The organism is Citrobacter sp. CK188, from assembly GCF_030333525.1.
Taxonomy (GTDB): domain Bacteria; phylum Pseudomonadota; class Gammaproteobacteria; order Enterobacterales; family Enterobacteriaceae; genus Citrobacter_B; species Citrobacter_B koseri.
This window is the reverse complement of record NZ_JAOWFU010000029.1, coordinates 755,738-780,144: the sequence shown is the minus strand read 5'-3', so window position 1 is coordinate 780,144 and position 24,407 is coordinate 755,738. Positions and strand designations below refer to the sequence as shown.

The window sequence follows — 24,407 nt, the reverse complement described above, 5'->3', positions numbered from 1 at the left end:
GATGGTAAACCTGGTCATTGTTTCGCACAGCGCCCTGTTGGGTGAAGGCGTCGGGCAGTTAGCCCGGCAGATGTTAATCGGCGATGGTTGTAAACTCGCGATTGCAGCCGGTATCGACGACCCACAAAATCCGATTGGCACCGATCCGCTCAAGGTGATGGAAGCCATCGAATCCGTGGCTGATGCGGACCATATCCTGGTCATGATGGATATGGGCAGCGCATTATTGAGCGCCGAAACCGCCCTGGATTTGCTCGACCCGGCGATTGCGGCGAAAGTCCGCTTATGCGCGGCGCCGCTGGTAGAAGGCACGCTGGCGGCGACGGTCAGCGCGGCAATGGGCGCCGGTATTGATAAAGTCATCAATGACGCCATGAGCGCGCTGGATGCCAAGCGTGAACAACTGGGTTTACCGTCACCCACTCAAACCGGGGGCGTCGCCACAAAACCAGCATTTCAGGATAACGACGCCCACTCCATTTCTGTTGTGGTGAAAAATCCAAACGGGCTGCATGTTCGTCCGGCATCACGGCTGGTCTCCACGTTGTCGGGGTTTCGGGCCGACATGCTGCTGGAGAAAAATGGCAAATGCGTGACGCCGGACAGCCTGAATCAGATAGCGTTATTACAGGTGCGCTGCAACGATACTCTGCGCCTGATCGCCAAAGGAGAACAGGCCGACGAGGCGCTGGCGGCGTTCAAACAGCTGGCGGCGGAAAACTTTGGCGAGTCCGTGGAAGAGACGCCTGCCAGCAGCACGGCGCGTCAGCTCCCCGCGCAGGTCTCCGGCGTGGTGTTCTGCTATTCCCCCGCTGCACCGGACGTCGCAAATCCGACGACCGTCAATTTGCCGGAAGAGCAGCAGCGCCTGCAAACGGCGATTCGTCAGACGCTGGACGATCTCAACGCGCTGACCACGCTGGCGGAAGATAAATACTCCGCCGATCTGGCGGCGATTTTTTCCGGGCATCACACGCTGCTGGATGACCCCGAGCTGTACGAGATGGCGTGTGAGGTGATGCGTGATAAATCATGTCGGGCGGAAACGGCGTGGCGCAGCGTGCTGGACGATCTCCGCGATCAGTACCGACAGCTCGACGACGCCTATTTGCAGGCCCGCTATATCGATATCGACGATATTCTCCATCGGACGCTGAGGCACCTGAGCGGAATAAACGCGCGCTTGCCGGTATTCACGCGCCCGACAATCGTGGCGGCAGAAAATATCTTCCCGTCCACCGTGTTGCAGTTCGACCCACAGACGGTTAAAGGGATCTGCCTGAGCGCAGGCAGCAATGAATCACATTCGGCAATCATCGCCCGTGAAATGGGGATCGGCTGGCTTTGTCAGCAAGGGGAAGCGGTATATGCCCTGAGCACCGGCGAGTCGATTACGCTGGATCTCGCGGCACAGCGCATTCTCTTTTCTGACTGACCGCTCTCCCATCGCGCGTCCTCTTCTGAGGGCGCGCTGTCGCATCACCGCGCTCATCCCCACGCTTCAACCGGCGATAACGGGAAATGTTTACCAGTTCCCAAAATAGCGGTTCGATCACGCGCACATGACAATCCTGGACTAAGGTTTTGTCATGGTTCATGCCGCTGACTGCGGCACGCCGTTAAGGAGAATATTGATGATAACACCTGCGCTTCGCCATTCCGGCACGCTCTCTTTCGCCATAAAACTGACCGTTGCAAGCACCCTGCTGACATTCGCGTCGCTCTCGGCGCATGCTGAGGAACAGCCAGCCAGTCCTCCGCAGCCCCCGGATATTCTGCTGGGGCCGCTGTTTAATGACGTGCAGAGCGCCAAACTGTTCCCCGACCAGAAAACGTTCGCCGATGCCGTGCCTAACAGCGATCCGCTGATGATCCTCGCGGATTACCGGATGCAACGAAACCAGTCAGGCTTCGATTTGCGTCACTTTGTTGATGTGAACTTTACGCTGCCCAAAGAAGGGGAAAAATACGTTCCGCCGGAAGGGCAGTCGCTGCGTGAACATATTGACGGCCTGTGGCCCGTGTTGACCCGCACAACGGAGAGCGCCGGAAAATGGGATTCGTTATTGCCGCTGCCGGAACCGTATGTGGTGCCTGGCGGACGTTTCCGGGAAGTCTATTATTGGGATAGTTATTTTACCATGCTGGGACTTGCCGAAAGCGATCACTGGGATAAGGTCGCCGATATGGTGGCGAATTTCGGCTATGAACTGGATTCCTGGGGGCATATCCCCAACGGCAACCGTACCTACTATCTGAGCCGCTCGCAGCCGCCTTTCTTCGCATTTATGGTGGAATTGCTGGCGCAGCATGAGGGCGACGACGCCCTGAAAAAATACCTGCCGCAGTTGCAAAAAGAGTATGCCTACTGGATGGAGGGCGTGGAGAATCTCCAGCCCGGCGAGCAGAATAAGCGCGTGGTGAAACTGGATGACGGCACCGTCCTGAACCGCTACTGGGATGACCGGGACACGCCGCGACCGGAGTCGTGGATGGAAGATATCACCACCGCGAAAAGCAACCCGAACCGCCCGGCAACCGAGATTTATCGCGACCTGCGATCTGCCGCCGCATCGGGCTGGGATTTCAGCTCGCGCTGGATGGACGACCCGAATCAGCTGAGCACCATTCGCACCACCAGCATCGTCCCTGTCGATCTCAACGCCCTGCTGTATAAACTGGAGAAAATGCTGGCGCGCGCCAGCAAAGCGGCAGGCGATGACGCCAACGCAAACCAGTATGAAGCGCTCGCCAGCGCCCGTCAGAAAGGCATTGAAACGCACCTGTGGAACAATCAGGAAGGCTGGTATGCCGACTACGATCTGAAGAGCAAAAAGGTGCGTAACCAACTGACGGCGGCCACGCTGTTCCCGCTGTATGTCAACGCGGCGGCGAAAGATCGCGCCAGCAAAGTGGCTGCCGCGACCCAGGCGCACCTGTTGCAGCCTGGCGGACTGTCCACCACCTCGGTGAAAAGCGGGCAGCAATGGGACGCCCCCAATGGCTGGGCGCCGTTACAGTGGGTGGCGACCGAGGGGTTGCAGAATTACGGGCAGGACAACGTCGCGATGGATGTCACCTGGCGCTTCCTCACCAACGTTCAGCATACCTACGACCGTGAACAAAAGCTGGTTGAGAAATATGACGTCAGCAGTACGGGAACCGGCGGCGGCGGTGGAGAATACCCTCTTCAGGATGGTTTCGGCTGGACCAACGGCGTGACGTTAAAAATGCTCGACCTGATCTGTCCAAAAGAGAAACCGTGCGACAGCGTACCGGCCACTCGCCCCGCAGCGCCAGGCGCTTCCCAGCCTGCGCCGCAAAAACAGGTTGAAACCACGCCGTAATGTGACCCGACCATCATGCTGACAAAAATCCGCGCGCCGTCGCGGATTTTTCTTCCTGGCAATGCCGCGCGTTCATCTCTGCCCCTCATAGCTCTTAAGGGTTAGACCCCCTTTTCATCGGTGAGAATTTGATACTGAACAAGTTTTTTAACGTTATATATGCAAACATATAGCGATTTTTTAACCATTCAGGATGAAAACAATGCCGCTCACAAGACGGAGATTCGCTCAGGCAATGGCCTCTGCGCTGCTGTTTCGCCACCTCCCTGGCATTGCGCAGACACCGCTGACGTTTGCTATTGGCCGCCCGCCGGAAGGCAATATTATTCGCCGCGTGGTGAGCGCCGGTGCGCCCGCCGATGTGTTACTGCTGGCCGTCGCGCCGGAAAAGCTGGTGGGTTTCTCCTCTTTTGATTTCTCGCGCCAGGCGGCGATTCCCTTCCCCGAGTCCATTCGGGCGTTGCCCAAACTGGGCAGGCTGGCGGGGCGCGCCAGCACGTTGTCTCTGGAAGGACTGCTGGCCCTGCATCCCGATCTGGTAGTGGATTGCGGCAACGCCGATGAAACCTGGCTTTCGCAGGCGCGCCAGGTCAGCGCTCAGACCCGGATTCCGTGGCTGCTGATTAACGGTGAACTGCGGCAAACGCCGGAACAACTGCAAGCCGCAGGACAAGCGCTGGGAATGGAGGCGCGTACTGCCGCTCAGGCGGCGCTGGCTCAGCGCTTCATTGCGCAAGCGCTCGCGTTTTCCCACACGCCTGCTGCCGGTATTCGTTTTTATGCGGCGCGAGGCGCCCGAGGTCTGGAGACAGGATTACAGGGATCGCTGCATACGGAAGCGGCAGAGTTGCTGGGATTACACAACGTAGCGCGAATCCCCGGACGAAGCGGACTGGCCCAGGTCTCTATGGAAAACTTACTCACCTGGCAGCCCGACATCATTCTGGTACAGGATGCCGCCACGGCGCACTACCTGCGTCACGACCCCGTCTGGCAAGGCGTTAAGGCGGTTGCGGACAAGCGCATTCTTTTCCTGAGCGGTCTGCCGTTTGGCTGGCTGGATGCGCCGCCGGGCATTAACCGTTTACTCGGGCTGCGCCGGTTGCATGCCTGGCTGGACCCGAACGTTAATCAACATTTTAAAGACGACATGGTGCGTTATGCGCGCCTGTTCTGGCATACGTCGCTGACTGACGAACAGTATCAACAGTGGGCGATCATCTGATGAGAACGACCACCCTTTCTGTCCTGATGCTGGGGATTGCCCTTCTCTGTATTGCCTTTGCCACTGTATCGGGCGCTTATCACCTCGATGCCCGGCAGGTGCTGGCGATGATCTTCAGCCATGACACGGTGCCGACACAGGATCAAATCGTGTTCTGGCAGATCCGCCTCCCCCGCATTCTCGCCGCGCTGCTGCTGGGCGCTGCGCTGGCGGGCGCGGGCACGACGTATCAGGGGATGTTTCGCAATCCGCTGGTCTCCCCGGATATTCTCGGCGTTGCCGCCGGAGCGGGTTTAGGCGCATGTACGGCGATTTTGCTGGGCCTGCCGATTTTGTTTATCCAGCTCTACGCGTTCGGCGGCGGTCTGCTGGTGGTTGCTGGCGTCTGGCTGATTACCCGTCGGGTGACGCGTCACGACCCCGTATTAACCCTTGTGCTGGTGGGTATCGCGCTCGGTACGCTGTGCGGCGCGGGAATTTCCCTGATAAAAACGCTGGCCGATCCCTATACCCAGTTGCCCTCCATCACCTTCTGGTTACTCGGCGGGCTCTCTACCATCACGCTGCATGATCTTTGCTTCTCGGCGCCGCTGATTCTGTTCGGCGCCATCCCTTTGCTGCTACTGCGCTGGCGTATGAATTTACTGACGCTTTCAGATGATGAAGCCCGTTCCCTGGGCATCAACGTTACCCGCCTTCGGCTCGCGCTGATTGTCTGCGCGACGCTCATCACCGCCAGCACGGTGGCGATTGCCGGGATTATCGGCTGGATAGGGTTAGTCGTGCCGCATATCGGCAGGTTGCTCACCGGCAATAACCACCAGCAGTTGCTTCCTGTCTCAATGGCCGCTGGCGCCATTTTACTGCTGCTGACCGACACGCTCGCGCGCGCAATCAGCAGTACGGAGATTCCGCTGGGGATCCTCACCGCATTTATCGGCGCCCCTTTCTTTTTGCTGCTTCTGCTGCGCGGAGGACGCCAATGACACGACTGACGGTTCGCCACGCCAACCTGGGATACGCCCGACGCCCGGTTTTGCGCGACGTCTCTTTTACCGTACCGGCGGGAGAAATTTGCTGTTTACTCGGCGCAAACGGCAGCGGCAAGACCACGCTGATGCGCACCATTCTTGGCGTTCTCCCCTTGATCAGCGGCGACATCCTGCTTGATGGCGTGGCGGTGCGGCGTTTTTCAGACCGGGAGCGCGCCAGCGCCATTGCCTGGGTGCCACAGGCGCACGACGGCGCGTTCGCCTTCACCGCTCTGGATATGGTGATGATGGGGCTGACGCCGAAAATGGCGGCATTCGCCGTTCCCGGCGCCAGGGAGCGAGAGATTGCCCACCAGCAGCTCGCCGCGCTTGAAATCGTCCATCTGGCGCACCGACGCTGGAACACCCTGAGCGGCGGAGAGCGTCAACTGGTGCTGATCGCCCGCGCTCTGGCGCAACGCCCTCGCCTGCTACTGCTGGATGAACCCGCCTCCAGCCTCGACTTTGGTCACCAGATCCGCCTGCTCGACACGCTGGTGACACTGAAAAAAACGGGGATGGCGCTACTGATGTCAACACATCATCCGCTCCATGCCAGGGCGATAGCCGACAGCGTCGTGCGCGTGGAGTCCGATGGCCAGGTATCGCAAGGCGCGCCAGAGCGCCAGCTCACTGCCGACAATCTGGCCGCGCTTTATCGGGTCTCGCCCACACAAATCCACCGCCATCTTTTTGGCGATCAGCAATAAGGGACAGCCATGCTCATTGATGACATTGATTTTGCAGACCTCTACCGCCAGCAACTGTTGCAGGCGAAACGAACGGAAAAAACGCCCGACCATTGGGATAAACGGGCAGAGAAAATGGCAGAAAACTGCGCGTCGCCGACGGACACCTACCTGCAACAGCTGATGGAGAAAATGGATTTGCAGGGCGTGAACTCGCTGTTTGATATGGGCTGTGGCCCGGGCACCGTCTCGCTGGCGTTAGCGGGCAAAATACCGCATATCTGCGGCGTGGATTACAGCCCCGGAATGCTGCGCGTTGCCGCCCGTCGTGCGACAGAGCAACGAGCAACCCATGTTCACTGGGTGCAACGCGCCTGGGAAGATGACTGGAGCGATCTTCCGCGCTGCGATATCGCCGTGGCCTCCCGCTCAACGCTCGTTGCGGATATGCGCCAGGCGATGACAAAACTCAACAACCAGGCGCGGCTGCGCGTCTATACCACGCACCTGGTCAGTTCCTCTTTTGTTTCCCCCACTATCCAGCGCGCGTTGGGTCGCGAGGTTATCGAGCTGCCTAACTATATTTATGCCCTCAATGTCCTGTACCAGATGGGGATCTGCGCCCATGTCGATTTTATCCGTGGGCAGAACTGCCAGCAGGACAACAGCACCTGGGAACGCTTTGCTGAGAACGTTCGCTGGAGCATGGGCGACATCAGCGATGAAGAGCGTGAGCGTCTGTACCGCTGGTATCAACAGCAGGATGCCAGCGCCCTTGCCCCGGCCAGCCGGGACTGGGCGCTGATCTGGTGGGACAGCATTCCACAAAAGGCGCTGAAATGATCTATTTCTCACACGCACAGACGGACGCATTGCTGCTGGAGGATATTCAGGGAGGCGACCTGACCACACGCGCTCTGGGCATCGGCAATCTGCCAGGCCGCATGACCTTCCGCCATCGCCAGGGCGGCTGCGTGAGCGGCATTGCCGTAGCCAGACAAATGTTGCAGTCACTGGGGCTGACCGTCCTGGAGCAGATGAACGACGGCGAGCGCGCCGCAGCCGGTCAACAATTGATCAGCGTCAGCGGGAATGCGGCGGCGCTGCATCAGGGCTGGAAGGCCGTACAAAACGTACTGGAGTGGAGCTGCGGCGTTTCACACTATCTCGACAGCATGCTTCACATCCTGCATAGCCGTTACCCCGACGGGCAAATAGCCTGCACGCGTAAAGCCATTCCCGGCACCCGGCTGTTAGCCGCACAGGCGGTGCTCGCCGCAGGCGGAATCATTCACCGCGCCGGGTGCGCGGAAACCGTGCTGCTGTTTGCAAATCACCGCCGCTTTCTCGCCCCCGGTAACGACTGGGCCGGGGCCATTTCGCAGTTGCGCCGTCATGCCCCGGAAAAAAAGATCGTCGTCGAAGCAGACACCCCAGAGGAAGCCCTTGAAGCGCTCCGCGCAGGCCCCGACGTTTTGCAACTCGACAAATTTACCCCACATCAGGCGGCGGAGGTGGCCCGGACGGCGCCTTCACTGGCCCCCCATTGCACGCTGGCGCTGACTGGCGGCATCAACCTCGCCACTCTGGCGAGTTATCTCGACTGTGGTATCAGGCTCTTTATTACATCCGCACCGTACTACGCACCACCGATGGATATCAACGTCATCCTGAACCCGGACGAAAGTGACATATAACATTGATAAATGGAATAAAAACAATGAAATTCACTCAGAGTTGTCTTTACACGGCATTATCGGTAGCTTTTGCGCATAATGCGTTTGCTGGGCAAGAAAGCGACACCATGACCGTCTGGTCGAGCCCCGCCTCTGCGGCGACCACCACGGTGCTTGGTCAACAAACCATGCAGGATCTGGATAAGCAGAATGTGGCGCAGGCATTAAGCGTCATCCCCGGCGTGGCGTTGCAAAAATCAGGCAACCGCAACGAACAGCAGGTCAAAGTTCGCGGTTTTGACAGCCGCCAGGTTCCGATCTTTTTCGACGGCGTGCCGGTTTACATCCCTTACGACGGCAACCTCGACTTAGGGCGCTTCCTCACCTCGGACATTGCCTCCGTTGAGGTGTCCAAAGGCTACTCATCGCTGTTGCAAGGCCCTAACCAGATGGGCGGCGCAATCAACATCACCACCAAAAAACCGACAAAACCTCTCGAAGGGAGCATCGGTTATCGCCAGGGATGGAGCCGGAGCAAAGATAACGCCCACGATATGCACGCCTCGTTTGGCGCCAGTAATGAGCTGGGTTATCTGCAAGTCAGCGGTAGCCAGTTGAAGCAGGATTTCCTGGGTCTGCCGCACGGGGTGGACAACGCCATTGCAGGCAGCAACGGGAAGATGATCAACTCGTCGGCAGATGATAAACGGGGCATTGTTAAGCTGGGCTTCACGCCGCGCGAAAATGACGAGTACACCCTGACCTATATCAACCAGGACGGTGAAAAGGACAACCCGCCATACGCAGGCACCAGCAGCCAGAAGTCGCGCTACTGGCAGTGGCCGCAATACGATAAAGAGAGTTATTACTATCAGGGCACCACGCATCTGGGCGATCGCTTCACGCTGAAAAGCCGGCTTTATCGCGACACCTTTGAAAACACGCTGATGATGTACAACTCCCTTGCCGACCTGAAAAACAAGAAAGGCAGCTATAGCCACTATTCCGATTACAGCGATGGCGCAGGGTTACAACTCGCCGCCGAAATGCGTGAAAACGATCTGCTCTCGTTCGCCGTTAACTGGAAAGATGACGTCCACCGTGAAAAAGGCGCGCCGCATGCGGCATACGATCGCTATGAAGATCGCACCTGGTCGTTAGCCAGCGAATACCAGTGGGCCGCCGCCGATAATGTGGATGTCGTGGCCGGTATTAGCTATGACTGGCGTGACAGTCTGGAAGGGATGAAACACGAAAAAGACGGCAGCGTAACCCACTACGACGACAACAACCAGTCAGCGTTTAACTGGCAGGTCATGACCAAATACCACTTCGCAAACGAGGACACGCTGGCGCTCTCTTACTCTGACCGGACGCGTTTCCCGACGCTCAAAGAGCGGTATACCACGTCGAAACCGGCGTATAACCAGGTGGCTATCGTCAACCCGCAGTTAAAACCCGAACGCGCCCGCAGCGTGGATCTGACCTGGAACGGTTCGCTGACCCGCGACTGGGGATTCGAGGTCAGCGTGTACTATAACCGTGTGACCGACGCAATCCTGTCGCACAACATTGATGTCGATACGATCCAGAACCGCAATAGCGGCCGGGTGGATTACACCGGTCTGGATGCCGGAATCAAAGGCAATGTGTCTGAAATGCTGGATGTCGGGCTGAGCTATGGGCTGATCCACGCGGACGTCAAGCGTGATGAAATCGGTGAAATCACCGATTTGCCAACGCAGACGCTCACCGCATGGATGACGCTCAAACCGTGGGAACCGCTGAGTGTTACGCTGTCAGAAGAGGCGCGTTCCTCCAGCTACAGCAATTCAGACGGTTCACAGAAAGCGGGCGGATTTGCCATTACCCATATCCGTGCGGATTATGCGGTGGGCTACGGTTTTAGCGTCAATGCGTCCGTGAACAACCTGTTCGATACGAAGTATGCCTACAGCGAAGGGTTTATCGAGGAAGGCCGTAATTTCTGGGCCGGGGTGGAATATAAGTTCTGATTGTTCCGCCGAATGAAAACGAACCCGGCCTGCGCAATTGCAGGCCGGGTTGCTATCAGAAGCTGTAGCTGGCACCAACCTGAACGGTGCGGTCGCGACCAATCCAGCAGTTGTTGTCGTCGTAACAGCTAAACGTCTCTTTGTTGGTAATATTCTGCGCGCTGGCCTTCAGCGTCACCCCGCTCAACGATGGGATCGCCTCTCCCAGACGGTAAGAGACGGCCATATCATACTGCGTCGTACCGCCGAGTTTGCCTTTATCGTTAGCTGGCGAGATCTCCATCGGCCCGGTATAACGGACGCCCGCGCCAACGTTCAGCCCGCGCAGCGGCGTATTATCAAAGGTGTAATCGCCCCACAGGTTAAACGCGTTTTCCGGCACCTGAGTCGGACGTTTGCCTTCATACGTCTCATCTTCCGTGTTGATCGCATGGGTATAGGCATAGTTGGCGATCAGCGTGACGTTATCCGCCGGACGGCTGACAATCGACAGTTCGGCCCCTTTTGACTCAATCTCGCCGGTCTGACGGTAATCCCAGGTTGGCGTGGCGGAAAGCACATTTTTCTGGCGGATATTAAACACCGATGCGGTAAAGGTGGTCGCGTATTCCGCCAGCAGGTATTTCACCCCGCCCTCAACCTGCTTGCTGGTGGTCGGCTTCACCTCTTTCGAGGTCAGTGTCCCTTGCGGCGAGATCGGCTTAAAGCCTTCGGAATAGCTGATAAATGGAGAGATCCCATTTTCAAACGCATATAACGCACCGAAACGTTTGGTGACGCGATCCTGTGAAATCCAGGTTTTATCGCCGTTTTGCAGATAGTCGGTCGTGGCGGAACGATAGTCATCGTAACGCACGCTCGCCAGCAGGTTCAGGCCGCCAAACGCAATCTGATCCTGAAGATAATAACCATTCTGCTGATAAGAGAGACGGTTATTCTGCGCAGTACTCAGCCCTAAATCGTCGGTATGAATCTGACGATAGTTCGGGTGGCGCATGTCGATCCCCGGCGTGCTGCTGGCATAGCGGTAGAAGTAATGGCTGTCGAGCTTCTGGTAATCGAAGCCTGCCAGCAGATGGTGCTGCCAGTCGCCTGACACTACCGTTTTCGTAACCTGGTTGTCGATGTTAAAACTTTTCAGGTCTTCATCGGTCGTGTAGGCAAACCGGTTCAACTCCCAGACCGGATTCCCCGTATTTCCGGTGGAGTAGACGCTGCGCTGGTGGGTATCCACATCAAAGTAGCGCGCTTTCTGATTGAAGCCCCAGCCGCTGTCAAACTGGTGTTCAAAGCTGTAACCCAGCATCCATTGACGCTGCTTAAAGCCGCTCCACTCATCTCCGGCAAAATCACGACGCCCCGAATACTCTGAACGCAGATAAGAAATGGGCAGCGGGTTGGAAGGCGACAGCGACGGTGTATTCTGCGCCAGCGCATCAATCGTCAGACGCGTTTTGTTGTCCGGTTGCCAGGTAACGGACGGGGCAACCAGATAGTTTTCATAGCGGGAGGTATGCGGTTGATCATCCCCTTCCGTCGCTTTGCCGAGTAAACGGTAGTTCCAGTCGCTGTCGCTGATTTGCCCGGTTGAATCCAGATAACCCTCTTTCAGATTACGGGTGCCGGTGTTGAAGCCCACTTCCGTTTTCTGTTCCGCCTGCGGTTTTTTACTCTGGATGTTTACCAGTCCACCCGGCGAGCCATTGCCGTACAGCACCGAGGCCGGGCCTTTCAGAATATCCACGCTTTCAATCAGCAGCGGATCAATACGCGCTTTGGTATTCCCGGTCACGTTGTACGGCAGTTGCAGACCGTTGTAATACTCCTGATCCACCGTAAAACCGCGAATCTTATATTCGCTCATATAGGAGGTATTACCGCGAACTTCCGTTGACACGCCCGGCGCGTAGCGCAGAATTTCATTCACCGAGTTGGCGTGGCGTTGCTCAATCTCCTGCCTGTCGATGGTGTTGATCACCTGCGGCGTTTTGCTTTCCGGCACGGCGGATTTGGTGGCGCTGTTGGTCCAGGCCGGAAGAAGGCTCTCCTGCCCGGCGGCGGTGACCACAATGGTCGACTCTTTTGCCTCTTCAGCATAAGACGGGACCGTCAGGGCTAAGGTGATACATCCAGAGAGCGCGCGTAATGTGAAACGATGAGTTGTTTTCATGAGCAAATTATTATATGTGAAATGGAATGACAATTATTCTCATTTTTATTCACAAATCAAGCCAGCTTTCGCCGTTAATCCGGCCAGGCGTTGCTCAGGAATACAGATTGTTCTGACGTCTGTTGAATCCCCGTAAACGTGCCGGGAAGACGCCTCCCCTGACACGTTCACGACTGATAATGCGCCAGAGCGATAATGGGCATCAAGTGAACGGAAAACACGCCAGGGTAGCATGTCGCCGATTTACGCCCTCATCCCCACATCCGCTCAGTTCATTTAATTGCGCCGCAGAAGGCGAAAAACGCCGAGCACAACAATCGCCCCGACGACGGCCACCAGGAAACTGTGAAGATTGAACCCGCTGATGCTGCCGCCGATACCAAACATGGTTGCCAGCCAGCCGCCGACAACCGCACCAACGATACCGAGAATACAGGTCAGTATAAAACCACCGCCATCGCGACCCGGCATAATCAGCTTAGCGATAACACCTGCAATCAGACCAAAAATAATCCAGGCAATAATTCCCATATTCAGGCCCTCTTTCCAGTGAAAGCATGCGCAAGACGTTCTTGCGCCAGTCCCTTAAGTATAGGCAAATCAACCGGCCATGCTTTTCATCCTGCGACGTTATGCGCTGGCGTTGATAAAAATTTCACCCATTTGTCTTAAGTTCCGTCATGCCATGCCGATAACCAAACGATAATCTGTCAGGCATCCAGGAGTCATTACGCGTGAGTCACTACAGTGAGCAGTTCCTGAAGCAAAACCCGTTGGCGGTATTAGGCGTACTCAAAGATTTAAACAAGAGCCAGGTGCCGCTACGCATCTCCTGGGCCGGGGGGCAGTTCATCAGTAAGATTCTGGACGTTAACGCGGAAAAACTGGTGATGGATTTCGGCAGTCAGGACTATGAAAACATCGCCGTTCAGCGCGCCAGACAGATAACCATTACCGCAGAAACGCAGGGCGCGAAAGTGGAGTTCACGCTGGATCAGCTCACCCGCGGCGAATACCAGCAGCTTCCGGCATTTATTACCGCGCTGCCGCCCGAGCTGTGGTTCGTTCAGCGCCGGGAGTATTTCCGTATTTCCGCGCCTTTGCATCCCCCCTACTACTGCCAGGCGAAAATGCCGGACGACAACACGCTACGTTTTCGCTTGTTCGATCTCTCGTTGGGCGGCATGGGCGCATTGCTGGAAGCGACAAAACCCGCCGGATTAACCGAAGGCATGCGCTTTTCGCAAATTGAGCTGAACATGGGGCAATGGGGCGTTTTCCACTTTGACGCCCAGCTTATTTCCATCAGCGAACGCAGAGTGATTGACGGGAAAAATGAAACGATTACCACTCCCCGCCTGAGCTTTCGTTTTCTCAACGTCAGCCCGGCGGTGGAGCGGGAATTACAGCGGATTATTTTCTCTCTTGAACGGGAAGCGCGGGAAAAATCCAATAAGGTGCGTGAATAACCCCCGTGCGGGTTACATCGCATCCAGCGCTTGCTGGAGTTTCCAGATATAACGCGGCGCCTGTGGCGCAGGATGATTTTTGGCAACGTGCTCGAAAAACTCATCCGCGCTCAGATCGTTGATTTTCTCAATCGCTTTTTTGCGATCGGAAGAGAACGTGCGCAGCAGCGCGCCCGCGCCATTGGCATAAGAGACCACCAGCGCGTACTGCATCACCTGCGGATCGTTAATACCGGCCAGCGACCCGTGTTCCAGAATACTCAGGTACGCCGTCCCCATTGAGATATTCCGCTCCGGGTTTTTCAGTTCGCTGGTCGACGGTTCGCCGCTCCAGCCCATATGACGATAAACATCGCGCCCGGACGTCGAGGCCTTCAGTTGCATTAACCCAACCGCCCCGGATTTACTGACCACCGTCGGATTACCGCCCGATTCAATCGCGATGATCGCGGTAATCAGACGCGGGCTGACGCCCCAGGCTTCCCCGGCTTTTTCACTTATCGGCATCCACTGCATTGCCCGTTTAACCGGGACTTCGGCGTTCCAGGGCGGATTCTTGTAATCCTGCTTTGAACTACAGCCCGCCAGCAATACAACCAAAAAAGCAAACCATCTCAATTTCACGTCATCTATCCTTATAGCCGGAATTCGCCGCTGCGAGTGACAACGACATGCTCAATCGGCATGATATACATTTGGTTTTAGATGTCAGCAAGGAATTGCCATGTCCCTGTTTCACTTAATCGCCCCATCGGGTTACTGCATCAATCAGCAAGCGGCTTTACGCGGCGTACAACGGCTTATCGAATCCGGCCACCAGGTGGATAACGCCGCCGTCATTGGCCGCCGTGACCAGCGTTTTGCCGGTTCAGACGCCGAGCGTCTGGCGGATGTTAACGGCCTCGCCCGCCTGATGACGCCCGATACCATTGTGATGCCGGTTCGCGGTGGTTACGGCGCCAGTCGTCTGCTGGAGAGCATTGACTGGCAGGCGCTCATCGCACGGCAACAGGCGAACCCGCTGCTGATCTGCGGCCACAGCGATTTTACGGTGATTCAGTCCGCCCTGCTGGCGCTGGGCAAGGTGATAACGTTTAGCGGCCCCATGCTGGCGGCGAATTTCGGCGCGGAGGAGATGAACACCTTCACCGAGCGCCATTTCTGGCGGGCCTTGTGCAACGCGCAGTTCACGGTGGAGTGGCAAGGTAACGGCCCGACATGTGAAACGGAAGGTACGCTGTGGGGCGGCAATCTGGCCATGCTTATTTCCCTTATCGGCACCCCGTGGATGCCCGCCATTGAAAATGGCGTACTGGTGCTGGAGGATATTAACGAGCATCCTTTCCGCGTTGAGCGAATGCTTCTGCAACTGTATCACGCGGGGATTCTGGCCCGGCAGAACGCGCTGATATTGGGCAGTTTCAGCGGTAGCGCGCCGAATGATTACGATGCCGGTTACGATCTTGACGCGGTTTACGCGTTTCTGCGTTCCCGTCTCTCCATCCCCGTCGTGACCGGTCTGGATTTTGGTCATGAGCAACGCACCGTTACGCTGCCGCTCGGCGCCCACGCGGTGCTAAAGAATGGCGAAAATGGCAGCCAACTCACACTCTCCGGCCATCCTGTCCTCAAATCATAAAAAAAGCCGTCGCCTGGGCTAAGTAAAACGCTGTTTCTGTCGTTATTATGTTAGGGTTTATTATTAGAAACAGCGTAATTCAGGAGTAACATAACGTTGGATGCCGCAGCCATTATTAGTCTTTTCATTTTGGGTTCAGTCCTCGTAACCTGTAGTATCTTATTAAGTTCATTCTCATCTCGTCTTGGCATCCCTATTCTGGTTATCTTTCTCGCGATTGGCATGCTCGCGGGTGTTGATGGCGTTGGCGGTATCCCGTTTGATAATTATCCTTTCGCGTACATGGTGAGTAACCTCGCGCTGGCAATTATTCTGCTGGATGGCGGGATGCGTACCCAGGCCAGCTCCTTTCGCGTCGCCCTGGGCCCGGCGCTCTCGCTCGCGACGGTAGGGGTACTGATTACCTCCGGTCTCACCGGCATGATGGCCGCCTGGCTCTTTCATTTGAATCTCATCGAAGGGTTGCTGATTGGCGCCATTGTCGGTTCAACGGATGCGGCTGCCGTTTTTTCTCTGCTGGGCGGTAAAGGGCTTAACGAACGCGTCGGTTCGACACTGGAAATCGAATCCGGGAGTAACGACCCGATGGCGGTTTTCCTGACCATCACGCTGATAGAGATGATTCAGAAACATGAGACCGGCCTGAGCTGGCTTTTCGTGCTCGATATCATCCAGCAGTTTGGACTGGGGATCATGCTGGGGTTAGGCGGCGGATATCTGCTTCAGCAAATGATTAACCGGATTGCCTTGCCCACCGGGTTATATCCGCTGCTGGCGCTGAGCGGGGGAATTCTCGTTTTCGCCGTAACCACCGCGCTGGAAGGCAGCGGCATTCTGGCCGTTTACCTGTGTGGATTCCTGCTGGGCAACCGCCCTATCCGCAACCGGTTTGGCATCCTGCAAAACTTTGACGGCCTGGCCTGGCTGGCGCAAATCGCCATGTTCCTCGTGCTGGGACTGCTCGTTACGCCATCCGATCTGCTGCCTATCGCCGTTCCGGCGCTGGTGCTGTCGGTCTGGATGATTCTGGTGGCTCGCCCACTCTCCGTTTTCGCGGGCCTGCTGCCGTTTCGGGGCTTTAATCTGCGTGAGCGGATCTTCATCAGTTGGGTGGGGCTGCGTGGCGCCGTACCCATTATCCTGGCGGTTTTCCCGATGATGGCCGGGCTGGAGAATGCCCGACTGTTTTTTAATGTCGCATTCTTTGTGGTGCTGATATCGCTGCTGTTCCAGGGAACGTCCCTGACCTGGGCGGCCAAAAAAGCCAAAGTGGTGGTGCCTCCCGTCGGCTGGCCGGTTTCGCGTATCGGGCTGGATATTCACCCGGAAAACCCCTGGGAGCAGTTTGTCTACCAGTTGAGTGAAGATAAGTGGTGCGTCGGCGCCGCGCTGCGCGATCTGCACATGCCGCAGGAGACCCGCATCGCCGCCCTGTTCCGCGACAACGTGCTGTTCCATCCGACCGGAAGCACCCGTTTACGCGAAGGCGACGTTCTGTGCGTTATTGGACGTGAGCGCGACCTTCCGGCGCTGGGAAAACTGTTCAGCCAGTCGCCGCCGGTCGCGCTGGATCAGCGTTTTTTCGGCGATTTTATTCTCGAAGCCAATGCGAAATTTGCTGACGTCGCCCTGATTTACGGTCTGGACGAGGGAACGGAATATCGCGATAAACAGCAGACGCTGGGGGAAATCGTACAGCAGTTGCTGGGTGCCGCGCCGGTTGTGGGCGACCAGGTGGAGTTTGCCGGCATGATCTGGACGGTCGCAGAGAAAGAAGACAACGCCGTGCGTAAGGTCGGGGTTCGCGTCGCGGGGGATGAAATGGAATAATGGAAACGCTGCCGGATGGCGGCGTTGACACGCCTTATCCGGCCTACACTCTGCCCTCTGTAGGCCGGATAAGCACTGGCGCCATCCTACGGCGCCACAAAAAAAGTTACGCTGTCACAACCGAAACACGCGGCGCCAGCGCGCACATCAGTTCATACCCCACCGTTCCCGCCGCAGAGGCGACATCATCAATCTTGATCTCTTTCCCCCACAGTTCCACAGACGTACCGATACCCGCCTGCGGGCACGGCGTCAGATCCACCGCCAGCATATCCATCGACACGGTGCCAACCGTTCCGGTACGCACACCGTCCACCAGCACTGGCGTGCCGTTTGGCGCATGACGGGGATAACCATCCGCGTAGCCCGCCGCCACAATCCCGATGCGCTGCTCCTGGGTCGCGGTATAGCGTCCGCCATACCCGACCCGATCGCCCGCTTTCAGCGTCTGTACGCCAATAATCTGGCTACTCAGGGTCATAACCGGTTTCAGCCCGGTATTGGCGATATCCCGCCACTGCCCTGACGGCGATGCGCCATACAGAATAATTCCGGGTCGCACCCAGTCGAAATGGGCTTCAGGATGCCACAGCGTAGCCGCTGAATTCGACAGCGAGCGACGGCATTCAAGCCCTTCCGTCGCATGGGCGATTTTCGTCATCGCCTGGTCGATCCCTTCCGGGTGCTCAGCATCGGCAAAGTGCGACATTAACGTCATTTCGCCCACATTCGGCAGCGCCCGCAGTTGCTGCCAGACGGTCTGTACCCGCTCGGGTAAAAAACCCAGCCGGTTCATGCCGCTATTCACTTTGAGATAAACATCCAGCGGCGCGTTCAGGCGCGCGTTTTGCAACACTTTGAGCTGCCAGTTGCTGTGTATGCAGGTCGTCAGACGGTATGTGTCATATATGGCCAGCTCGTCGGCATGGAAGAACCCTTCCAGCATTAAGATCGGCCCTTTCCATCCCCGCTCTCGCAGCGTAATCGCCTCTTCGAGATTGAGCATGGCAAAGCCGTCGGTCGCCCCCAACGCCGTCCAGATACGCTCGATACCATGTCCGTAGGCATTGGCTTTCACCACCGACCAGACGCGAGCGTCCGGGGCGGCCTGGCGCACAATGCCAAGATTTTGTTTCATCGCCTGCAGGTCAAGGCTGGCCAGTATAGGGCGGGTCATCTCGCTTCCTTATTAGTTATGCGCGCCATGAAGATGCCGGGGTCGTGACGGCGTAAAGCCAGGGCTGTACCGCGCTACGCTCAGGTCGTCATAAGGAATAGCAGGTGTACGACCTGAAAGAATATCGCTCAGTAATTGCCCTGAACCGCAGGCCATTGTCCAGCCCAGCGTCCCATGCCCGGTATTCAGCCACAGGTTTTTGAAGCGCGTCCGTCCGATCACCGGCGTACCATCCGGGGTCATTGGCCGCAGCCCGGTCCAGAACGTGGCTTGTTCCACATGCCCTCCGCGCGGGAAGAGATCGCGTACGACCATCTCCAGCGTTTCACGACGCGGTTGTAATAATTCAGTGTTAAAGCCGACAATTTCCGCCATTCCCCCCACGCGAATACGCTTATCAAAACGGGTAATGGCGATTTTGTAGGTTTCATCAAGGATAGTCGAAACTGGCGCGCCATCGTCCTGTGCGACCGGAATCGTCAGCGAATAACCTTTAAGCGGATAGACCGGAATATCGACGATCCCTTTGAGCATCGCCGTCGAGTAAGAGCCAAACGCCATCACGTAAGCATCGGCTTTGATGATGTCATCCCCGCACTTCACGCCGTAAATTTGTTCACCTTCGTACAGCAGTTTTTCCACCGGCGTGTTGAAGCGAAACGTCACGCCCGCCTGTTCCGCCATCTGCGCCAGGCGCTGAGTGAACAGCTGGCAATCTCCGGTTTCATCATTGGGCAAACGCAGGCCGCCGGTCAGTTTGTGCGCCACTTCCGCCAGCGCAGGTTCAACCTCCGCCAGACGGCTGGATTCCAGTAGCTGATACGGTACGCCGGCATCTTCCAGAACGGCGATATCGCGGGTGGCGTTCTCATACTGTTGCGCGGTACGGAATAACTGCAATGTTCCGCCCTGACGCCCTTCATACTGAATGCCGGTTGAGGCGCGCAGCGCTTTCAGGCAATCACGGCTGTACTCCGCCAGACGCACCATGCGCCCTTTGTTCTCCATGTAATGGCGGGTGTCGCAGTTACGCAACATTTGCCACATCCACTTCAACTGAAACTGCGTCCCGTCCAGGCGAACAGCCAGCGGCGCATGGCGCTGGAACATCCACTTGATGGCCTTCAGCGGCACACCCGGCGCCGCCCACGGCGCGGCATAGCCCGGAGAAATTTGTCCGGCGTTCGCCGCGCTGGTTTCCAGCGCCGGGCCAGGTTCACGATCGATGACGGTGACGTCATGCCCAGCCTGACACAGATACCAGGCGCTGGTTACGCCAACGACGCCACTTCCCAGTATGACAACTCGCATAGCCACTCCGTTAACAGTAAAAGAACAATCTTCTAATTACATCTTGATAACTCAGTTGAAAATATTATTCAACATATGGCTTTTTTATGGTGACGCACCTCACATCTGCCTCTGTTGTCAGGGATCTCTCTGCTTTGGCATCTCCTGCTGCGCGTCATTTTTATCCAGCATAAAATATTGCAGCCATGCCATTTTCTGGCGTGCCGGCGCTGCGAAATCGCAAAGAAAAATTTTCTTCATCAGCACGTTTTTTAACACGGTGTTCTATGCTTGAAATGAGGTGCTCCAGACAGAGAGTGCCGCCAACAATGAGGGTGCGCGAATGGCTACGATTGATTCTATGAACAAGGACAGCACACGTTTGAGCGATGGACCCGACTGGACGTTTGATCTGCTGGATGTCTATCTGGCGGAGATTGACCGCGTCGCGAAACTCTACAAACTGGATACCTACCCGCACCAAATCGAGGTGATCACCTCTGAGCAGATGATGGATGCCTATTCCAGCGTCGGGATGCCGATCAACTATCCTCACTGGTCGTTTGGCAAAAAATTCATTGAAACCGAGCGCCTGTATAAGCATGGTCAGCAAGGGCTAGCCTATGAAATCGTCATTAACTCCAACCCGTGTATCGCTTATCTGATGGAAGAGAACACCATTACTATGCAGGCGCTGGTGATGGCGCACGCGTGCTATGGACATAACTCTTTCTTCAAGAATAACTACCTGTTCCGCAGCTGGACCGACGCCAGTTCGATTGTCGATTACCTGATCTTTGCCCGTAATTACATTACCGAATGCGAAGAACGCTATGGCGTGGACGAAGTTGAAAAGCTGCTGGATTCCTGCCATGCGCTGATGAACTATGGCGTCGATCGCTACAAACGCCCGCAAAAAATTTCGTTGCAGGAGGAGAAAGCCCGACAGAAAAGTCGCGAAGAGTATCTGCAAAGCCAGGTGAATATGCTGTGGCGTACTCTGCCGAAGAAAGAGGAAGAGAAAGCCGTCGCCGAAACACGGCGTTACCCGTCTGAACCGCAGGAAAACCTGCTCTACTTTATGGAAAAGAACGCGCCGTTGCTGGAGTCATGGCAGCGCGAGATCCTGCGCATCGTGCGCAAGGTCAGCCAGTATTTCTATCCGCAAAAACAGACGCAGGTGATGAACGAAGGCTGGGCGACGTTCTGGCACTACACCATCCTGAATCATCTTTACGATGAAGGTAAAGTGACCGAGCGCTTTATGCTGGAGTTTTTACACAGCCACACCAATGTGGTGTTCCAGCCGCCGTACAACAGCCCGTGGTATAGCGGAATTAACCCTTATGCGCTTGGCTTCGCGATGTTCCAGGACATCAAACGCATTTGCCAGTCGCCAACGGAAGAAGACAAATACTGGTTCCCGGATATCGCCGGTTCAGACTGGCTGGAAACCCTGCATTTCGCGATGCGTGATTTTAAAGACGAGAGCTTTATCAGCCAGTTCCTGTCGCCGAAAGTGATGCGTGATTTCCGTTTCTTTACCGTGCTGGACGACGACCGGCACAATTATCTGGAAATTTCGGCCATTCACAATGAGGAAGGTTATCGCGAGATCCGCAATCGGCTTTCGTCACAGTACAACCTGAGCAATCTGGAGCCGAATATTCAGATCTGGAATGTGGATTTACGCGGCGATCGCTCTTTGACGCTACGCTATATTCCTCACAACCGCGCGCCGCTGGACAAGGGACGTAAAGAGGTGCTGAAACATGTGCATCGCCTGTGGGGGTTTGATGTCATGCTGGAGCAGCAGAATGAGGATGGCAGCGTTGAGCTGCTGGAGCGGTGCCCGCCGAGAATGAACAGCCTGTAGTTTAATTGCCGGATGGCGGTGTAAACACCTTATCCGGCCTACAAACAGCACACCACCGTAGGCCGGATAAGCGGAGCGCCATCCGGCGCAAACAAACAGCACACCGCCGTAGGCCGGATAAGCGAAGCGCCATCCGGCGCGAACAAACAGCACATCACCGTAGGCCGGATAAGCGGAGCGCCATCCGGTACAAACAAACAGCACACCACCGTAGGCCGGATAAGCGAAGCGCCATCCGACGCAAACAAACAGCACATCACCGTAGGCCGGATAAGCGAAGCGCCATCCGGCACAAACAATCAGCACATCACCGTAGGCCGGATAAGCAAAGCGCCATCCGGCGCAAACAAACAGCACACCACCGTAGGCCGGATAAGCAAAGCGCCATCCGGCGCAAACAAACAGCACAACCGCCGTAGACCGGATAAGCGAAGCGCCATCCGGCGTATAACGATTAGCGGCCCTGAATGGCCAAATCGCCGGGCAAATTCTTCTGCATACGATGCCAAATCTCACCGCTGTCATGACCGTAACGGCGTACCGTTTCGTACACCTGGTCATGCGCGCCCTGCTCGCAAAGCGATGACAGCTTATGGTAGAAACCGAGCGCCAGGCTCCGGGCTTCCGGGTTGGCGAAATAGTGACGGCCAATGCGGGTATACAGCCCTTTCATCCCGTTCAGGATCAGACCGTAAATCGGATTACCGGAGGCAAACGCCAGACCGCGGAAAATGTTGTAATCCAGCTCCGCGAACGCATCGGCGTAGTCGGCCACTTCATTCGCCGTCGCCAGTACCTCCTGCGCCTTATCAGGATGCTGACGAAACGCGGTGCGGATAAAAATCGTGGAGATATTGGTTCGCACCGACAGCAGATTATCAATCAGTTGCGGCACGCTTTCATGATCAAGACGCGCGAGCGTTTCAAGAATATTCAGCCCGGACGTTTCCCAGAAATTGTTCACCTTTGTCGGTTTGCCGTGTTGAATCGTCAACCAGCCGTCTCGCGCCAGGCGCTGCAATACTTCGCGTAACGTGGTGCGCGTCACTCCGATAAGTTCGGAGAGTTCACGTTCGGCAGGCAAAATAGTGCCAGGTGGGAAGCGGTTATTCCAGATACTTTCAATGATGTACTCTTCCGCGAAACCCGCCGGGCTCTGCGCCTTAATGACCATAGTGAGATTTCCATTACACAGCAAAACATAGTTACACTCATCATACCAGACGGGTTTCATGGCTGATAGCGGACAGGATGAAGAAAAAGGGGATCAAGGCTTCATTTTCTGGATAACGCCGCGCCATCACGTTAAGGACTTGCCTGCTTTTACCCTGGCCGCTAAGCTTTGCGCCTAAACATAAAAACATGATTCTCACATTTACAGGTAAGGGAAACTGCCATGGAGCTCTCCTGGGGTCGCGCATTCTGGCGCAACTTTCTGGGCCAGTCGCCTGACTGGTATAAACTTGCATTAATCGCTTTTTTAATTGCTAATCCACTGATTTTCTTCATCAACCCATTTGTAGCGGGCTGGCTGCTGGTCGCTGAATTTATTTTCACGCTGGCGATGGCGCTGAAGTGCTATCCCCTGCTGCCAGGCGGATTACTGGCGATTGAAGCGGTCATCATTGGGATGACCAGCGCAGCGCATGTGCGCGAAGAGGTTGCCGCCAACCTCGAAGTGCTGCTACTGCTGATGTTCATGGTCGCAGGCATCTACTTTATGAAGCAGTTGCTGCTGTTCATTTTTACCCGCCTGCTGCTTAGCATTCGTTCCAAGATGCTGCTGTCGCTCGCATTTTGTATGGCTGCCGCCTTCCTGTCCGCTTTCCTTGATGCCCTGACCGTTGTCGCGGTGGTCATCAGCGTCGCGGTCGGCTTTTATGGCATTTATCATCGCGTCGCCTCTGCGCGCGGCGAAGAGAACGATCTCCAGGATGACGACCACCTCGACCAGAACAGTAAAGCGGTGCTGGAGCAGTTTCGCGGTTTCTTGCGCAGCCTGATGATGCATGCGGGCGTAGGCACCGCGCTGGGCGGCGTCATGACGATGGTTGGCGAACCGCAGAACCTGATTATCGCCAAAGCGGCGGGCTGGCATTTCGGCGACTTTTTCCTGCGCATGTCGCCGGTGACGGTTCCGGTGCTAATTTGCGGGCTGTTCACCTGCGTGCTGGTCGAGAAACTGCGCTGGTTTGGCTATGGTGAAACGCTGCCGGAGAAAGTGCGTCATATTTTGCAGGAGTTCGACGATCAAAGCCGTCAACGTCGTACACGCCAGGACAAACTCAATCTGTTTGTACAGGCGATTATCGGCGTCTGGCTGGTGACGGCGCTGGCGCTGCATCTGGCGGAAGTGGGCTTGATTGGTCTGTCGGTCATTATTCTGGCCACGTCACTCACCGGCGTCACCGATGAACACGCGATTGGCAAAGCATTTACTGAGTCCTTGCCGTTTACCGCGCTGTTGACGGTTTTCTTCTCCATCGTGGCGGTCATTATCGATCAGCATCTTTTCGCCCCGATCATCCAGTTCGTTTTACAGGCTTCCGAACATGCGCAGTTAACGCTGTTCTACCTCTTCAATGGCCTGCTGTCGTCCATTTCCGATAACGTGTTCGTCGGGACGATTTACATCAATGAGGCCAAAGCGGCTATGGAAAGCGGCGCAATCAGCATGAAACAGTACGAACTGCTGGCGGTAGCGATCAACACCGGCACCAATTTGCCGTCCGTAGCGACGCCAAACGGCCAGGCGGCATTTTTGTTCCTGCTCACCTCTGCGCTGGCGCCGCTGATTCGTCTCTCTTATGGCCGTATGGTCTGGATGGCGTTGCCATACACGCTGGTGCTCACCCTCGTTGGTTTACTCTGCGTCGAGTTTACCCTCACCCCCATCACGGAGTGGATGACGCAATCTGGCTGGTTAGCTACATTCTCATAACATCAAACCGGGCAAATCACTGCCCGGTTTGA

Annotated in this window: 19 protein-coding genes; 13 read left to right on the top strand and 6 right to left on the bottom strand. The window is 56.3% G+C overall.

Annotated features, from left to right (window positions below; translation table 11 throughout):
- Position 1 precedes the first annotated feature (1 nt).
- The 8 genes from dhaM to OGV67_RS09220 all read left to right on the top strand — a co-directional run bounded on the left by dhaM (position 2) and on the right by OGV67_RS09220 (position 9,983).
- Complete coding sequence (gene dhaM / locus OGV67_RS09255) at positions 2-1,435, top strand: dihydroxyacetone kinase phosphoryl donor subunit DhaM (protein ID WP_115614266.1); 1,434 nt, start codon at positions 2-4, stop codon at positions 1,433-1,435.
- A 199-nt stretch (positions 1,436-1,634) separates the two neighbouring features.
- Positions 1,635-3,347, top strand: coding sequence for an alpha,alpha-trehalase (locus OGV67_RS09250; protein ID WP_115614265.1), 1,713 nt, complete (start codon positions 1,635-1,637; stop codon positions 3,345-3,347).
- Between the two features lie 202 nt (positions 3,348-3,549).
- Positions 3,550-4,572, top strand: a complete 1,023-nt coding sequence (locus OGV67_RS09245) for an ABC transporter substrate-binding protein (RefSeq protein ID WP_110494157.1) — start codon at positions 3,550-3,552, stop codon at positions 4,570-4,572.
- Positions 4,573-4,598: 26 nt separating this feature from the next.
- Entirely contained in the window at positions 4,599-5,558 is a 960-nt protein-coding gene (locus tag OGV67_RS09240) for a FecCD family ABC transporter permease (protein WP_374189567.1), read from the top strand.
- On the top strand, positions 5,555-6,313 hold the full coding sequence (locus tag OGV67_RS09235) for an ABC transporter ATP-binding protein (RefSeq protein WP_115614264.1): 759 nt from the start codon (positions 5,555-5,557) through the stop codon (positions 6,311-6,313). Before OGV67_RS09240 ends, OGV67_RS09235 begins: the two co-directional genes overlap by 4 nt.
- Before the next feature lie 9 nt (positions 6,314-6,322).
- Complete coding sequence (locus OGV67_RS09230) at positions 6,323-7,135, top strand: class I SAM-dependent methyltransferase (protein ID WP_115614263.1); 813 nt, start codon at positions 6,323-6,325, stop codon at positions 7,133-7,135.
- Positions 7,132-7,989, top strand: coding sequence for a ModD protein (gene modD / locus OGV67_RS09225; RefSeq protein WP_012132096.1), 858 nt, complete (start codon positions 7,132-7,134; stop codon positions 7,987-7,989). The genes OGV67_RS09230 and modD overlap by 4 nt, the downstream gene beginning before the upstream one ends.
- 23 nt (positions 7,990-8,012) lie before the next feature.
- Positions 8,013-9,983: a TonB-dependent receptor plug domain-containing protein gene (locus OGV67_RS09220; RefSeq protein ID WP_115614262.1), complete on the top strand. Its 1,971-nt coding sequence runs from the start codon at positions 8,013-8,015 to the stop codon at positions 9,981-9,983.
- A gap of 55 nt (positions 9,984-10,038) precedes the next feature.
- On the opposite strand, the gene OGV67_RS09215 is transcribed toward OGV67_RS09220, so the two are convergent.
- Both OGV67_RS09215 and OGV67_RS09210 read right to left on the bottom strand, forming a co-directional pair.
- Positions 10,039-12,153 carry a TonB-dependent siderophore receptor gene (locus OGV67_RS09215; RefSeq protein WP_115614261.1) on the bottom strand — a complete coding sequence of 705 codons (2,115 nt, stop codon included), beginning with the start codon at positions 12,151-12,153 and terminating at the stop codon, positions 10,039-10,041.
- 276 nt (positions 12,154-12,429) lie between these two features.
- The gene (locus OGV67_RS09210) at positions 12,430-12,684 is read right to left on the bottom strand and encodes a GlsB/YeaQ/YmgE family stress response membrane protein (protein ID WP_012132092.1); all 255 of its coding nucleotides are present in this window, start codon (positions 12,682-12,684) and stop codon (positions 12,430-12,432) included.
- 203 nt (positions 12,685-12,887) lie between these two features.
- Here OGV67_RS09210 and ycgR point away from each other — a divergent pair, with 203 nt between their 5' ends.
- Positions 12,888-13,622: a flagellar brake protein YcgR gene (gene ycgR / locus OGV67_RS09205; RefSeq protein ID WP_047463290.1), complete on the top strand. Its 735-nt coding sequence runs from the start codon at positions 12,888-12,890 to the stop codon at positions 13,620-13,622.
- A gap of 12 nt (positions 13,623-13,634) precedes the next feature.
- Here the strand turns inward: ycgR and emtA are convergent, their stop codons facing one another.
- Positions 13,635-14,246, bottom strand: coding sequence for a membrane-bound lytic murein transglycosylase EmtA (emtA, locus tag OGV67_RS09200; protein ID WP_012132090.1), 612 nt, complete (start codon positions 14,244-14,246; stop codon positions 13,635-13,637).
- 100 nt (positions 14,247-14,346) lie between these two features.
- On the opposite strand from emtA, the gene ldcA reads away from it, so the two are divergent.
- Complete coding sequence (gene ldcA, locus OGV67_RS09195) at positions 14,347-15,261, top strand: muramoyltetrapeptide carboxypeptidase (protein ID WP_115614260.1); 915 nt, start codon at positions 14,347-14,349, stop codon at positions 15,259-15,261.
- Between the two features lie 96 nt (positions 15,262-15,357).
- Positions 15,358-17,091: a potassium/proton antiporter gene (locus OGV67_RS09190; protein ID WP_047463283.1), complete on the top strand. Its 1,734-nt coding sequence runs from the start codon at positions 15,358-15,360 to the stop codon at positions 17,089-17,091.
- 106 nt (positions 17,092-17,197) lie between these two features.
- On the opposite strand, the gene dadX is transcribed toward OGV67_RS09190, so the two are convergent.
- Both dadX and OGV67_RS09180 read right to left on the bottom strand, forming a co-directional pair.
- The gene (dadX, locus tag OGV67_RS09185) at positions 17,198-18,268 is read right to left on the bottom strand and encodes a catabolic alanine racemase DadX (protein WP_115614258.1); all 1,071 of its coding nucleotides are present in this window, start codon (positions 18,266-18,268) and stop codon (positions 17,198-17,200) included.
- Between the two features lie 12 nt (positions 18,269-18,280).
- Positions 18,281-19,579: a D-amino acid dehydrogenase gene (locus OGV67_RS09180; RefSeq protein ID WP_012132085.1), complete on the bottom strand. Its 1,299-nt coding sequence runs from the start codon at positions 19,577-19,579 to the stop codon at positions 18,281-18,283.
- A gap of 322 nt (positions 19,580-19,901) precedes the next feature.
- Between OGV67_RS09180 and OGV67_RS09175 the strand changes: the two genes are divergently transcribed.
- The gene (locus OGV67_RS09175; protein WP_024130273.1) at positions 19,902-21,434 is read left to right on the top strand and encodes a SpoVR family protein; all 1,533 of its coding nucleotides are present in this window, start codon (positions 19,902-19,904) and stop codon (positions 21,432-21,434) included.
- A 454-nt stretch (positions 21,435-21,888) separates the two neighbouring features.
- Here the strand turns inward: OGV67_RS09175 and fadR are convergent, their stop codons facing one another.
- Positions 21,889-22,608, bottom strand: a complete 720-nt coding sequence (gene fadR / locus OGV67_RS09170; RefSeq protein WP_024130272.1) for a fatty acid metabolism transcriptional regulator FadR — start codon at positions 22,606-22,608, stop codon at positions 21,889-21,891.
- A 222-nt stretch (positions 22,609-22,830) separates the two neighbouring features.
- Here fadR and nhaB point away from each other — a divergent pair, with 222 nt between their 5' ends.
- On the top strand, positions 22,831-24,375 hold the full coding sequence (gene nhaB / locus OGV67_RS09165; protein ID WP_012132080.1) for a Na(+)/H(+) antiporter NhaB: 1,545 nt from the start codon (positions 22,831-22,833) through the stop codon (positions 24,373-24,375).
- The last annotated feature ends 32 nt before the right edge of the window (positions 24,376-24,407 follow it).

Coding starts and splice junctions, on each gene's coding strand:
- OGV67_RS09250 (WP_115614265.1), top strand. CDS start 1,635: ATGATAACACCTGCGCTTCGCCATTCCGGCACGCTCTCTTTCGCCATA.
- modD (WP_012132096.1), top strand. CDS start 7,132: ATGATCTATTTCTCACACGCACAGACGGACGCATTGCTGCTGGAGGAT.
- fadR (WP_024130272.1), bottom strand. CDS start 22,608: ATGGTCATTAAGGCGCAGAGCCCGGCGGGTTTCGCGGAAGAGTACATC.
- dadX (WP_115614258.1), bottom strand. CDS start 18,268: ATGACCCGCCCTATACTGGCCAGCCTTGACCTGCAGGCGATGAAACAA.
- OGV67_RS09245 (WP_110494157.1), top strand. CDS start 3,550: ATGCCGCTCACAAGACGGAGATTCGCTCAGGCAATGGCCTCTGCGCTG.
- nhaB (WP_012132080.1), top strand. CDS start 22,831: ATGGAGCTCTCCTGGGGTCGCGCATTCTGGCGCAACTTTCTGGGCCAG.
- OGV67_RS09220 (WP_115614262.1), top strand. CDS start 8,013: ATGAAATTCACTCAGAGTTGTCTTTACACGGCATTATCGGTAGCTTTT.
- dhaM (WP_115614266.1), top strand. CDS start 2: ATGGTAAACCTGGTCATTGTTTCGCACAGCGCCCTGTTGGGTGAAGGC.
- OGV67_RS09230 (WP_115614263.1), top strand. CDS start 6,323: ATGCTCATTGATGACATTGATTTTGCAGACCTCTACCGCCAGCAACTG.
- OGV67_RS09180 (WP_012132085.1), bottom strand. CDS start 19,579: ATGCGAGTTGTCATACTGGGAAGTGGCGTCGTTGGCGTAACCAGCGCC.
- OGV67_RS09240 (WP_374189567.1), top strand. CDS start 4,599: ATGCTGGGGATTGCCCTTCTCTGTATTGCCTTTGCCACTGTATCGGGC.
- OGV67_RS09175 (WP_024130273.1), top strand. CDS start 19,902: ATGGCTACGATTGATTCTATGAACAAGGACAGCACACGTTTGAGCGAT.
- ldcA (WP_115614260.1), top strand. CDS start 14,347: ATGTCCCTGTTTCACTTAATCGCCCCATCGGGTTACTGCATCAATCAG.
- OGV67_RS09235 (WP_115614264.1), top strand. CDS start 5,555: ATGACACGACTGACGGTTCGCCACGCCAACCTGGGATACGCCCGACGC.
- OGV67_RS09215 (WP_115614261.1), bottom strand. CDS start 12,153: ATGAAAACAACTCATCGTTTCACATTACGCGCGCTCTCTGGATGTATC.
- OGV67_RS09210 (WP_012132092.1), bottom strand. CDS start 12,684: ATGGGAATTATTGCCTGGATTATTTTTGGTCTGATTGCAGGTGTTATC.